The 12,323-nt window shown below is 76.0% G+C and carries 13 protein-coding genes; 6 read left to right on the forward strand and 7 right to left on the reverse strand.

All coding sequences use genetic code 11. The features are described 5' to 3' along the window. The first annotated feature begins 2 nt into the window (after positions 1 to 2). Positions 3 to 1,019, forward strand: a complete 1,017-nt coding sequence (gene cydB, locus N555_RS0103180; protein WP_029430054.1) for a cytochrome d ubiquinol oxidase subunit II — start codon at positions 3 to 5, stop codon at positions 1,017 to 1,019. Then, a complete protein-coding gene (cydC, locus tag N555_RS0103185) occupies positions 1,016 to 4,405 on the forward strand; it encodes a thiol reductant ABC exporter subunit CydC (protein WP_029430055.1) in 3,390 nt (1,129 codons plus the stop codon). Before cydB ends, cydC begins: the two co-directional genes overlap by 4 nt. On the opposite strand, the gene N555_RS0103190 is transcribed toward cydC, so the two are convergent. From N555_RS0103190 to N555_RS0103200, 3 genes are all read right to left on the reverse strand, one after another. Beyond that, entirely contained in the window at positions 4,402 to 4,674 is a 273-nt protein-coding gene (locus N555_RS0103190) for a hypothetical protein (protein WP_029430056.1), read from the reverse strand. The two genes, cydC and N555_RS0103190, sit on opposite strands and share 4 nt — an antisense overlap. A gap of 136 nt (positions 4,675 to 4,810) precedes the next feature. Next, on the reverse strand, positions 4,811 to 5,668 hold the full coding sequence (locus N555_RS0103195) for a hypothetical protein (RefSeq protein WP_197028890.1): 858 nt from the start codon (positions 5,666 to 5,668) through the stop codon (positions 4,811 to 4,813). A 45-nt stretch (positions 5,669 to 5,713) separates the two neighbouring features. Further along, positions 5,714 to 6,355 (reverse strand): hypothetical protein, encoded by a 642-nt coding sequence (locus N555_RS0103200; RefSeq protein ID WP_231502578.1) that lies wholly within the window; start codon positions 6,353 to 6,355, stop codon positions 5,714 to 5,716. Between the two features lie 19 nt (positions 6,356 to 6,374). Here N555_RS0103200 and N555_RS0103205 point away from each other — a divergent pair, with 19 nt between their 5' ends. Continuing rightward, positions 6,375 to 6,635 carry a hypothetical protein gene (locus N555_RS0103205; RefSeq protein WP_029430059.1) on the forward strand — a complete coding sequence of 87 codons (261 nt, stop codon included), beginning with the start codon at positions 6,375 to 6,377 and terminating at the stop codon, positions 6,633 to 6,635. Between the two features lie 125 nt (positions 6,636 to 6,760). Further along, positions 6,761 to 7,153 (forward strand): nuclear transport factor 2 family protein, encoded by a 393-nt coding sequence (locus tag N555_RS26555; RefSeq protein ID WP_051683666.1) that lies wholly within the window; start codon positions 6,761 to 6,763, stop codon positions 7,151 to 7,153. 6 nt (positions 7,154 to 7,159) lie between these two features. Here the strand turns inward: N555_RS26555 and N555_RS28920 are convergent, their stop codons facing one another. Then, the gene (locus N555_RS28920) at positions 7,160 to 7,291 is read right to left on the reverse strand and encodes a hypothetical protein (protein WP_255347332.1); all 132 of its coding nucleotides are present in this window, start codon (positions 7,289 to 7,291) and stop codon (positions 7,160 to 7,162) included. 107 nt (positions 7,292 to 7,398) lie between these two features. Between N555_RS28920 and N555_RS0103220 the strand changes: the two genes are divergently transcribed. Then, positions 7,399 to 7,791, forward strand: a complete 393-nt coding sequence (locus tag N555_RS0103220) for a nuclear transport factor 2 family protein (RefSeq protein WP_051683668.1) — start codon at positions 7,399 to 7,401, stop codon at positions 7,789 to 7,791. Positions 7,792 to 7,793: 2 nt separating this feature from the next. On the opposite strand, the gene eutC is transcribed toward N555_RS0103220, so the two are convergent. From eutC to eat, 3 genes are read right to left on the reverse strand one after another with little or no spacing between them, the layout of a single operon-like run. After that, positions 7,794 to 8,531, reverse strand: coding sequence for an ethanolamine ammonia-lyase subunit EutC (eutC, locus tag N555_RS0103225; protein WP_029430062.1), 738 nt, complete (start codon positions 8,529 to 8,531; stop codon positions 7,794 to 7,796). Further along, on the reverse strand, positions 8,528 to 9,952 hold the full coding sequence (locus N555_RS0103230; protein ID WP_029430063.1) for an ethanolamine ammonia-lyase subunit EutB: 1,425 nt from the start codon (positions 9,950 to 9,952) through the stop codon (positions 8,528 to 8,530). The genes eutC and N555_RS0103230 overlap by 4 nt, the downstream gene beginning before the upstream one ends. Beyond that, positions 9,949 to 11,388, reverse strand: coding sequence for an ethanolamine permease (eat, locus tag N555_RS0103235; RefSeq protein WP_029430064.1), 1,440 nt, complete (start codon positions 11,386 to 11,388; stop codon positions 9,949 to 9,951). Before eat ends, N555_RS0103230 begins: the two co-directional genes overlap by 4 nt. Before the next feature lie 196 nt (positions 11,389 to 11,584). Between eat and N555_RS0103240 the strand changes: the two genes are divergently transcribed. Next, complete coding sequence (locus N555_RS0103240; protein ID WP_051683670.1) at positions 11,585 to 12,319, forward strand: GAF and ANTAR domain-containing protein; 735 nt, start codon at positions 11,585 to 11,587, stop codon at positions 12,317 to 12,319. Positions 12,320 to 12,323 lie beyond the last annotated feature (4 nt).

A 12,323-nucleotide genomic window follows, 5' to 3' on the forward strand; every position in this document is an offset into this window, starting at 1 on the left:
CCATGGACCTGCAGACCGTCTGGTTCGCCGCCGTCGCCCTGCTGTGGACCGGCTTCCTCCTGCTGGAGGGCTTCGACTTCGGCGTCGCGGCCCTGCTCCCGGTGCTCGGCCGCCGGACCGCCGACCGGCACGTGATGCTGCGCAGCATCGGCCCGCTCTGGGACGGCAACGAGGTCTGGCTGATCACCGCCGTCGGCGCGGTGTTCGCCGCCTTCCCCGGCTGGTACGCCACCTGGCTGCCCGCGCTGTACCTGCCGTTCGTGCTGGTGCTGTTCGGGCTGATCATCCGGGCGGTCGCCTTCGAGTGGCGGCACTCGCACCACACCGAGGCCTGGGACGCGACGTGGACCCGGGTCATCACCGCCGGCTCGCTGATCGCCGCCCTCGGCATCGGTGCCGCGCTCGGGGCCACCACCCTGGGCCTGCCGATCGACGTCGACGGCACCCGGGTCGGCGGTCCCTTCGCCGGCCTCGGCTGGCCGGCCCTCCTCGGCGCGGTGGCGGTGCTCGGCTACTCGCTGGTGCACGGCGCGGTGTTCCTCGCGCTCAAGACCGACGGCCCGATCCGGGCGGCGGCGCACGCCTTCGCGCTGCGCTGGGCGCCGGTCGCGGCCGTGCCGCTGCTCGCGTGGGCCGGCCTGGTGCACCTGCGGTACGGCACGACCGCCACCGCGGTGCTCTGGCTGGTCGCCGCGCTGTCGGTCGTCGTCGCCTGGACGCGGCTGCGGGTCGGCCGCGAGGGGCAGGCCTTCGCCGCCTGGGGCGCGATGCTGGTCGCGGCCGCCGCGACGATCTTCGGCGCGGCCTACCCCGTGGTCGTCCCGTCGACGGTCGACGCCGCCTTCGACGTCACGGTCGCGAGCGCCTCGGTCAGCGACTACACGCTCACGGTGATGACCTGGGCCGCCGGGATCGGGCTGCCGGTGGTGCTCGGTTACCAGGCCTGGACCTACTGGGTGTTCCGGAAGCGGCTGACCGCCGAGCCGCAGCACACCGCCGACGCCGAGGTGCCCGCGTGAGGAGCGTTTCGCGCGCGAAAGGCTCTTCTCGGGGACCGCTGGCGGCGCTCGACGGCGTCCCCGGGGTGCGCGGCACGCTGGTCCGCTCGGCGCTGGCGGCACTGGCGCAGACGGCGGGTTTCGTGCTGCTGGCGACCGGCCTCGCCCATGCCGTCGCCCGGGCGGCGGGGTTCGCCGACGGCGGTGTGCTGCCGCCGCTGGTCCTCGCCGCCGCCGGTGCGGCGCTGCGGGCGGGCGCCGGGGCGGTCGGCGAGCTGCTGGCCGCCCGTGACGCCCGCCGCGCCGAGCAGGAGCTGCGCGCGCGGCTGCTGACGCGGCTGGCCGGCTCCCCCGCCGCCGTCGAGGCCGCGGGCGGCGCCGGACCGGCCGCGGTCCTCGCCACCACCCGGCTGGCCGACCTCGCCCCGGGCCTGACCACCTACCTGCCGGCGCTGGCCCAGACCCTCGTCGTGCCCCCGGCCCTGCTGGCCGTGCTCGCCGCGACCGACCTGCTGTCGGCGGCGCTCGTGGCGGTCACCCTCCCCCTGGTGCCGCTGTTCATGGTCCTGGTCGGGCTGACCACCCGCGACGGGACGACGGCCTCGGCACGGGCGCTGGACCGCATCGCCGCACACGTCGCCGAGCTGGTCCGCGGCCTGCCGGTGCTGGTCGGGCTCGGCCGCGCCGCCGACCAGGTGACCGCGCTGGCCGAGCTGGGCGAGGCCGCCCGGCGCCGGACCCTGGCCACGCTGCGGCTGGCGTTCCTCTCCTCGCTCGTCCTGGAGCTGATCGCCACGCTGTCGGTGGCGCTGGTCGCGGTCACGGCGGGCATCCGGCTGGTCGACGGTTCCCTCCCGCTGACCGTGGCCCTGACCGCGCTGCTGCTCGCGCCCGAGGCGTTCGCCCCGCTGCGCGCGCTGGGCTCGGCGCACCACGCCACCGAGGCCGCCACGCTCGCCGCCGCGGAGGCCCGGGCAGTGCTCGCGGCCGACGACGGGGAGTCCGTGCCCGCTCCCGCCGGACCCGACGACGACCCGCGCGGCGCCGACGTCGCGGTCCGCGGGCTGACCGTCCGCTTCCCCGGCCGCGGGGTCCCCGCCTTGCCGCCCGCCGACCTCGACGTGCGACCGGGCGAGCTCGTCGCGCTCCGCGGCCCCAGCGGCTCGGGCAAGTCGACGCTGCTCGCGGCGCTGGCCGGGGTGCTGCCGCCGTCCGCCGACGTCGCGGGAACGGTGGCCGGGGTGCCCGCCGACGCCGTCGCCTGGGTCCCCCAGCACCCGCGCACCACCGCGGCCACGGTCGCCGACGAACTGCGCCGCCACGCGGGCGCCGAGCCGGGGATCGACGAGGTCGTCGCCGAGGCACACGTCATCGAGGCGCTGGCCCGGGTGGACGCCACCCCGCTGGCCGGCCGGGCGTGCGAGACCCTCTCCCCCGGCGAGCTGCAGCGGGTCGCGCTCGCCCGCGCCCTGGTGCGGGTCCGCCGCGGCGCCCGGCTGCTCCTCCTCGACGAGCCGACGGCGCACCTCGACGCCGCCGCCACCGAGCGGGTCGCCGCCGTGCTCGCCGCGCTGCGGGGCACCGTCACGGTCGTCCTGGTGACCCACGACCCCGTCCTGGCCGCGCTCGCCGACCGCACGGTGGAGCTGTCGTCCCCCGCCGGCGCGCCCGCTGCTGCCCCGGCCGTCCCCTCGACGAGATCTGCACAGTCGTCGGCATCAGCCCCTCATGACGACGAGAGTGCAGATCTCGTCGAGGAGACCGGGCGGGACCAGAGCGGTGGATGGCCGCGGACGGCGCTGCTGCGCGCAGTGCTCGCCGGGACGGCATCGGCCGGCGCGGGCGTCGCGCTGACCGCGGTGTCGGGCTACCTCATCGTCCGGGCGGCCGGCATGCCGCCGATCCTCACGCTGATGGTGGCGATCGTCGGCGTCCGCCTGTTCGGCATCGGGCGCGCCGTGCTGCGCTGGCTGGAGCGGATGACGGCGCACGACGCCGCGCTCCGCCAGGCCGCCGACCTGCGGGTGCGGATCTGGCGGGCACTCGCGGCTCAGGGCATCGCCGCGGAGCGGACGCCGGGCACCGCCCTGGCCCGCGTCGTCGGGGACGTCGGACTGGTCCAGGACCTCACCGTTCGGGTGCTGCCCCCGGCGCTGGTCGCCGGCACGGTCACCGCCGGCACCGTCGCCGCCCTGGCGCTGCTCTCCCCTCCCGCCGCGGTCGTCGTGGCAGCGGTCGTGGGGATGACGGTGGTGGGGGTGCTGCTGGCGCACCGCCGGGTGGACGCCGGCGCGGCCCGCGAGGAGGGCGACCTGCGGGTGGCGGCCCTGCGCGAGGCGACGACGGTGCTGGTCGGCGCCCCCGACCTCCGGGCCCACGGCCTCGCCGCCCGGACCGCGGCCGACCTCGGCGCCCTCGACCTCCGGCGCGGACGGGTGTCGGCCACCGCGGCCCGCGCGGCCGCGCTCGGCACCGCCCTGGTGGGCCTCGGCACCGGCGGCGCCGCCGTCGCCGCCGCCGCGGTCGCGGCCGCGCAGGGGGTCGCCGGACCTGCCCTCGCCGTCCTCGCCCTGGCTCCACTCGCTCTGGCCGAGCCGCTGTCGGGCCTGGTCGGGGCACTGCAGCGGCGCGGCGCCCTCGCCGACGCCCACCGCCGCCTCGACGCGGTGCTGACCGCACCGGTACCCACCGACCCCGCCGATCCGGCTCCTGCCCCGGCGCGGCCGCGGGACCTCGTCGTCGACGAGCTGCGCGCGGCTTGGCCGGGCGGCCCCGACGTCCTGCGCGACCTCGACGCCCGCGCCGGGACCGACGGCTGGCTGGTCGTCCGCGGACCGTCGGGCTCGGGCAAGTCGACCCTGCTCGCCGTCCTCATGGCGGCGCTGCGCCCCCGCAGCGGGCGGTACGCGCTCGGCGGCGCCGACACCGCCGGCCTCGCGGGGGACGACGTGCGGTCCTCGATGGCCTGGCTGCCGCAGGAGGCGCACGTGTTCGCCTCCTCGATCCGCGCCAACCTCGCGCTCGCCGCGCCGCGCGGGGAGCTGACCGGCTCGGCCGGCGAGGCCCGGATGCGCGCCGCCCTGACCGCGGCGGGCCTCGGCGGGCTCCTGGCGACGCTCCCCGACGGGCTCGACACCCCGGTCGGCGCCGGCGGGACGGCGCTGTCCGGCGGGGAACGGCGGCGGCTGGCCGCGGCCCGGGCGCTGCTGGCCGAGCGGGACGTGGTCCTGCTGGACGAGCCGACCGCACACCTCGACCCGCCGACCGCTGCCGCGCTGGTCGCCGACCTGCGGACCGCGCTGGCCGGCCAGGTCGTGGTGTGCGTGACCCACGACGACGCGGTGACCGGGCCGGACGACCGGGTGGTCCACCTCGGGGAGCCGGCGCTCGTCCGGCCCCGGCTCTAGGCGGCGGTGGCCCCCGGCCGGGCGCGGACGACCTCGAAGCCCGGGGCCTCCGGGAGTGCGGGGTCCACGACCACCGGCACGCCCGGCCAGGCGCCGATGAGGTGCCGGTCGGCCACCGTCGGCCGGATCCCCGGCGGCAGCTGGGCGACCATCCGCGCGTAGAGCTCGGGCCGGATGCGGATCTCCCGGGGGGCCGCGGCGCCGGTGGTGTACGCGACGGCGACCAGGTCACCGGCGATGTCGGGACCGAACCAGTGGACGCTGCTCATGGCGACCTCCCGCGGTGCTCCTGCCGCACTCTGGTCAACGCCGGGAGGAGCCTCGATGTGCCGTACCCCTGCAGGACGAGACTGGCACCCGGGTACGACGATTTCCCCACCCCGTGCGGAGGATCGCGGCCCCGGCCTAGGCCCGCGCGGGAGCCAGGACGAACGCGGCCGAGGTGACCGCACGGTCGCCGTTGCCCTCGTCGTGCAGGGTGAGCTGGACGCCGATGCGGTCGCTGCCGTCGCCGCCGCGCGACGTCGTGCCGTCCACCCGGAACGGGCCCACCTTGCCGCGGGCCAGGTGCATGACCGTCTTGCTCCAGACCTGCAGCCGGTCGGTGCCGGCGGCCTGTGCCGCGAGGTCCACGGCGGCCGCCTCGAGGATCACGTGCTGGGGGCCGATGTGCAGGGCCGCGTCGGGTGAGGCCAGTTCGACGGTGAGCTCGCCGAGGACCCAGTGCCCGTCGGCGCGGCGGCTGCCGCCGAAGACCTGCCACAGCGGCGGCAGGTCGGGCGAGTCCTCGATGTGGTCGACCGGGTCGTCGTCGAAGCGGCCCAGCCCGGCCGGCACGTCGCCGATCGAGGCGCCCTGCGACTCGATGAGCGCGATCACCCGGTCGCGGTCGTCGGCGTCCACGATCTTGGTCCGCGAGTACCCCATGCGGCGGCCCTCGTGCAGGCTCACCGAGTCGACGACGAGCACCCGCCGCACGTCGCGGGCGTCGTCGAGGACCTGCATCGAGTGGATGACCGGGTTCGGCACCGCCTCCAGGTCGCTGCGGGCGATCCCGCCCGGCGCGCAGATCGACAGCGGCGCGGTCGCGATCCCGCCCGCGGCGTTGCGCATGTCGGACCGGACGGCGACCGACGGGTCGGCGATGTTCGTGTTCATCGACGCGAACTGGGCGCCGATGTAGCGGTAGCTGAGCAGCCCGCCCCACCGCCGGCGCAGCTCGTCCCAGTACTCCTCGGCCGGCACCTCGCGGATGTCACGCATGCCGGACATCTCTAGGGCATGGCGCGGGCCGCGTCCAGAGCGGCGTCAGGGAGCGGCGGGGACGTCGACCGGGATCTCCGGCCCCAGGGTCGCGCCCTGCAGCAGCGGCAGGTCGTCGCCGGACCAGAAGCTGCCCGGGTCGTACCAGTTGCGCGGGCGGTCGGCCGGCAGGAGCCCCATGGCGGTGTAGGTCGAGGCCACCAGCTCGGCGCAGAAGACCGTCTCGGCCGCCGTGCCGCGGCGCACCCGGCCGTTGAGCCAGCCGGTGACCAGGCCGCGGGTCGTGGGGAACGGCCGGCCGTCGAAGCGGGCGACCGTGCGCAGGACGGCGTCCTCCATCTCCGCGGTCACCCCGCCGTCGTCGGCCGGGCCGACGAGCTGGCGCAGCCACGCCGACTGGCCGTAGCGCTGCCGCCAGGTGCGGACGGCGTCGGCGAGGTCGTGCAACTGGACGCCGCGCTGGTGCTGCCCGGTCCACACGTCCGGCAGCGACCGGCCGAGCTCGGCGTGCCACAGCAGCGGCGGCAGGTCCTCGAGCACCACCGCCATGCCCACGTGGTTGACCGGCGCGTTGGTGACGGCGCGGATCGCACGGTCGGCGATCGAGGCACCGCGGAAGACCCACACGTCGCCGGTGCGGGTCAGCTCGACGGCCTCGGCGAACGGCAGCGCGCGGGGCGAGGTCACGCGGCTACGTTAGGCGACCGTGGCCCCTGCGAAGCGGAACCGGAAACCCGTCTGGAAGCTCCTCGGACTCGCCGGCCTGGCCGGAGTCGCGGCGACCGGGGCGGTCCTGGCCCGCAACGAGCGCCAGCGCCGGGCCTACACGCCCGACGACGTCCGTAACCGGCTGCACGAGCGGCACGCCACCCTGGCCGCCGACCCGGAGCCCGCCGACCCGCCGCTCGCGTCGCCGTCCCGCCCGGGTGCCGTCGGCCGCCTGCGGCAGCTCCTGCGCCGACGCTGACCGCCCGCCCACGGGCACGGACGCTCGGCCACCGCCACACCGGCGGGAGTCCTCCGGCGCTTCCCGGCCCCCACGGCGAGGTCGACGCTGACGCGCGCCACGGGGGACGTCCCCAGGAGGCAGTCATGTCCGAGCACCCCAACGTCGCACGGCTCCGCGGTGGCTACGAGGCCTTCGGCAAGGGCGACTTCGCCGCCCTCGACGACCTCTTCGCCGAGGACATCCGGTGGACGATCCCGGGCCGGAGCCAGCTGTCGGGCACGTTCGAGGGCCGCCAGGCCGTCTACAACATGTTCGGCCGGCTCTTCGAGGTCACGGAGGGCAGCTTCCGCGTCGAGCCGCGGAAGATCTTCGCCGACGACACGGACGCGGTGGTGGTCGCGACGTCCACCGCGCACCGCGGGCAGACCTCGCTGGAGGTCCTCGTCGCCCACGTCTGCCGGCTGCGGGACGGCCGGATCGTGGAGTTCCAGGAGGCGTCCACCGACCAGCAGGCGATGGACGACCTCATCGGCTGAGGGCCGTCACCCGGCACCGGCCGGGAGCGCCGGCCCCTCGTCCTCGAGCACCACCCCCGAGGCGCCCAGTTCCCGGGCGGCGCCGAGCAGCCCGACCAGCGTGGCGGCGGCCGCCGCTGACCGCCCGCCCGCGGGCACGGACGCTCGGCCACCGCCACACCGGCGGGAGTCCTCCGGCGCTTCCCGGCCACCACCGCGAGGTCGACGCTGACGCGCGCCACGGGGGACGTCCCGAGGAGGCACCCATGTCCGAGCACCCCAACCTCCAGCGCATGCGCATGGCGTACGAGGCCTTCGACAAGGGTGATCTCGCCGCGCTGGACGACTTCTGGCAGCCCGACGTCCGCTGGCACGAGCCGGGTGACAACGAGCTGTCCGGCACCTACGAGGGGCGTGATGCCGTCCTGGGCCTGTTCGCCCGCACGATGGAGCTCACCGAGGGGAGCTTTAGCGTGGAACTCCTGCAGGCCTGCGCCGACGACGAGCACGGACTCGCGCTCGTCCGGCTGACCGGCCATCGCGGGGACCGCCACTTGTCAACGCTCAGCGCCCACATCGTGCGCTACTCCGATGGAAAGGTCGCGGAGTTCTGGGAGGCGCCGACTGACCAGGCGGCCGGGGACGCGTTCTTCGGCTGAGCTCAGCCTCCGGCGGCCGGGAGCGCCGGCCCCTCGTCCTTGAGCACCACCCCCGAGGCGCCCAGCTCCCGGGCGGCTCCGAGCAACGCGACCAGCGTGGCGGCGGCCTCGGCGTACCCGAGCCCGTGCGGGGGCCGCACGTTGGAGATGCAGTTGCGCTCGCTGTCCGCGCGACCCGGCTGCGGATCCCAGGTGAGGTAGAGGCCCAGGCTGTCGGCGCTGGACAGCCCGGGCCGCTCGCCGATGGCGACGACGACGATCCGGGCGCCGAGGGCCGCGCCGATCGGGTCGCCCAGCGCCACCCGGGCCTGGGTGGCGAGCACGAGCGGGCCCACCGTCCAGCCGCCGAGCCGGTCCAGCACCGCGGTGACCAGACCCGGGCCGTGGTCGTGCACCGCCCGGGGGGAGAGCCCGTCGGCGAGGACGATCGCCACGTCGCACTCCCCCGCCGGCAGCTCGGTCCCCTCGGCGAGCCGGCGGCCGAGGTCCGGGCGCTGCAGGTAGGTGCTGCGGTCGGGCGCAGCCGAGTGCACCTCGAGCAGCTCGTGACCGGGCAGCGCCGCGCGCAGGGCGGCGGGGTCCAGCGGCGTGTGGACGGCGTCGCGCGCGGCGGCGTGCGCCGCCTTGAACTCCAGCAGCCGGGCGGTGGGCAGCCCGTCCCCCGCGCGCCCCAGTGCCACCCGCGCCCGGGTCGCCGACCGCAGCACCGCCCACGGGTCGCCGCCGGGGACGACGCTCATCGGGGCGCCCCCACCGCGGCCGCCAGGAGTGCCTTCGCCTGCGGTGCGTCCGGCGTCAGCTCGCGGACCCGGCCGGCGTCGTCCACCAGGTCCATCCGCTGCAGCCACGCCTCGAACTCCGGCGCCGGTCGCAGGTCCAGCACCTGCCGGGCGGTGAGCACGTCCTGGAACGACAGCGACTGGTAGTGCAGCATCACGTCGTCCGAGCCCGGGACGGCGATCACGAACGAACAGCCCGCGGCCCCGAGCAGCAGGGTGAGGGTGTCGGTGTCGTCGCCGTCGACGTCGGTGTGGTTCGTGTAGCAGACGTCGACGCCCATGGGCAGGCCGAGCAGCTTGCCGCAGAAGTGGTCCTCCAGGCCGGCGCGGATCACCTGCTTGCCGTCGTAGAGGTACTCCGGGCCGATGAAGCCCACCACGGTGTTGACCAGCAGCGGGTCGAACGCCCGGGCCACCCCGTACGCCCGGCACTCCAGCGTCTGCTGGTCGACCGGCGCGCCGCCGATCCCGCGGTGGGCGTCGGCCGACAGCGCCGAGCCCTGCCCGGTCTCGAAGTAGGTGACGTTGCTCCCCACCGTCCCCCGGCCCAGCTCGAGCGCTCCCGCACGGGCCTCGCGCAGCTGGTCCAGGGTGACGCCGAAGCCCTCGTTGCCGCCCTGGGTGCCGGCCACCGACTGGAACACCAGGTCGACCGGCGCCCCGGCGTCCAGCGCGCGCAGGGTCGTGGTCACGTGCGCGAGGACGCACGACTGCGTGGGGATCTCGTACCGGGCGATGACCGCGTCGACCAGTTCGAGCAGGGCGACGGTCTGCGCCGGCGAGTCGGTCGCCGGGTTGATCCCGATGACCGCGTCGCCGCAGCCGTGCAGCAGCCCGTCGAGGATCGAGGCGGTCACCCCGACGGCGTCGTCCGTGGGGTGGTTGGGCTGCAGCCGGGAGGCCAGCCGGCCCGGCAGGCCCAGCGTGGAGCGCAGGCCCGTGACCACCCGGGTCCGCCGGCCGACGGCGACCAGGTCGGCGTTGCGCATGAGCTTGGAGACGGCGGCCACCATCTCGGGGGTGAGCCCGCGGGCCAGGCCGGAGATCGCGGCCTCGTCGCCCTCCGCGGCGCGGACCAGCAGCCACTCGCGGAACGCCCCGACCGTCAGCGCGGCGACCGGGGCGAAGGCGGCCGGGTCGTGGGTGTCGAGGACCAGCCGGGTGACGTCGTCCTCGTCGTAGCCGACGACCTGCTCGTCGAGGAACGTCGCCAGCGGGAGGTCGGCCAGCACCGTCTGCGCGGCCACCCGCTCGGCCTCCGACTCCGCCGCGCACCCGGCGAGCACGTCACCGGAGCGCGCGGGCGTGGCCTTCGCCATGAGCTCGACCAGGGACGGGAACTCGTACGTGTGCCCGGCCAGGGTCGCCCGGCGGGCGGTCACCGCAGGTCCTCCTCGGCTGCTGCCAGCGCCGCGAACTCCTCCTCCGGTGCCGCGGCGACGAGGTGGTGGCGGCTGTAGAGCGCGAAGTAGGCGAGGAACAGCGCGTACGCCCCCAGCGTCAGGACGGCGGCCAGCGGGTCGACGAGGAAGGTCGCGACCACGGCCAGAGCGGCCAGCACGAGCGCCACCGTCGTCGTCGCCGTCCCGCCCGGGGTGCGGTAGGGCCGGTCGAGGCCGGGCTCCCGACGGCGCAGCACGATGTGGCTGACCATCATGAGGACATAGGACACGGTCGCGCCGAAGACCGCCATGTTGAGCAGCACCGCCCCCTGCCCGGTGAGGGTGAGCAGGAAGCCGATCGCGCCGGGCACGACCAGGGCGAGCACCGGCGCCTTGCGGGCGTTGGTCACCGACAGCGCCCGCGGCAGGTAGCCGGCCCGCGAGAGGGCGAAGGTCTGCCGGCTGTAGGCGTAGACGATGGAGAAGAAGCTCGCGACCAGGCCGACGAGCCCCATGTAGTTGACGACGGTCCGCAGGCCCCCCTCCTGCAGGGCGTCCACCGGCGGGTTCGCGCTCTCCGAGATCACCTGCGCACCGCCGGCGCCGGTCGTGACCACCAGCATCAGGATCGCCAGCACACCCAGCACGCCCATCGCCGCCACGATGCCGCGCGGCATCGACCGGGCCGGGTCCTTGGCCTCCTCGGCGGCCAGCGGCACGCACTCGACGGCGAGGAAGAACCAGATCGCGAAGGGGAAGGCCGCCCAGATGCCGAGCACCCCGAACGGCAGGAACTCCGACGCCCCGGCGGCGTCGGTGGGCGCGATGTCGGTGAGGTTGGCGCCGTCGACGTCCCCCACGGCACCGACGAGGAACAGCACCAGGCCGACGACGGCGACCGCCGCGATCGCCAGCATCACCTTGAGCGCCTCCCCCACGCCCATCAGGTGGATGCCGATGAAGAGGGCGTAGACCGCGAGGTACACCCACCAGCCGTCGGTGATCCCGAACAGTCCGAGGGACTCCACGTAGCCGCCGATGAAGGTGGCGATCGCCGCGGGGGCGATCGCGTACTCGATGAGGACGGCGACACCGGCGGCGTACCCGCCCCAGGGACCCAGGGCGCGGCGGGCGAAGGTGTAGCCCCCGCCGGCGGTGGGCAACGCGGCGCCCAGCTCGGCGAGCCCGAGCACCATCGCCGTGTACATCACCCCCATCAGCACCGTGGCGATGAGCAGTCCGCCGAAGCCGCCCTCGGCCAGCCCGAAGTTCCAGCCCGCGTAGTCGCCGGAGATCACCGCGGCGACGCCCAACCCGGCCAGCAGCACCCAGCCGGCGGTCCCCGACCGCAGCTGCCGCGCGGCGAGGTAGCCGGGATCGACCGCCCCGCCGCCCGTGGCGGGCGGGGTGGTGCGGGCGTGCGGTTCCGCGGTCATGGCGGCCTCCGGGATCGGGCCCCCGGGCCCGGGAGGAGCCAGCGTGTCGCCGGCCGGGAAGGGGGTCAACGGGCGGCGACGGAACGGAACACGCTGTTCACACCCGCAGCCCCGGCGTCGCGAGAACGTCGTAAACTCCCCGGCGGTCCAAGGGTGGGCCGCCTCAGCACCGTTCCGATCAGGAGCAGTACGACCCGTGGTGGACACCCTCGGGGACAGCTCCGTCCCCGATGACGCCGACCTCCTCGCCCTCCTCGCAGCAGCGGGCGACCTCAACGCCTTCCTGGCCGACCTTGTCCGGCTCGCCGCGCGGCAGACGCCCAGCGCCGACGCCTGCGGCCTCACCCTCTCCCGCAGGTCGGGTGCGGTCACCGTGGCCTGCACCGACGAGCTCGCCGAGCGCGCCGACGAGCGCCAGTACGAGCTGGACGACGGCCCGTGCCTGCAGGCGATGCGCGAGAGCGTCGTCGTCCGGGTGGCGGACATGGCCGCCGACGACCGCTGGGGGCCCTACCCCTCGCTGGCCGCGCAGGTCGGGGTCCGGTCCTCCCTGTCCCTGCCGCTGGTAGTCGAGGAGCGCAGCCGCGGTGCGCTCAACTTCTACTCGACCGAGCCGGGGTCCTTCACCGACCGGGACGAGGAGGTCGCCACGCGGTGGGCCGCCCAGGCGACCGGCGCCCTCGCCGTGGCGCTGCGGATCGCCGACGGCGACGACCGCGCCGAGCAGCTGCTCGGTGGGCTGGACTCCCGCACCACGATCGGCCAGGCCATCGGACTGCTCATGGCGCAGGAGCGGTGCCGCGCCGAGGAGGCGTTCCGGCTGCTGACGCTGGCCTCCCAGCGGCGGAACGTGAAGCTGCGCGAGGTCGCCGCCGGGATCGTCGAGGGCTTCGAGGCCGCCCTCCCCGAGGGGGGTGCAGGCCGCTGGTGAGCGG

This window comes from Blastococcus sp. URHD0036 (assembly GCF_000701365.1).
GTDB lineage: Bacteria > Actinomycetota > Actinomycetes > Mycobacteriales > Geodermatophilaceae > Trujillonella.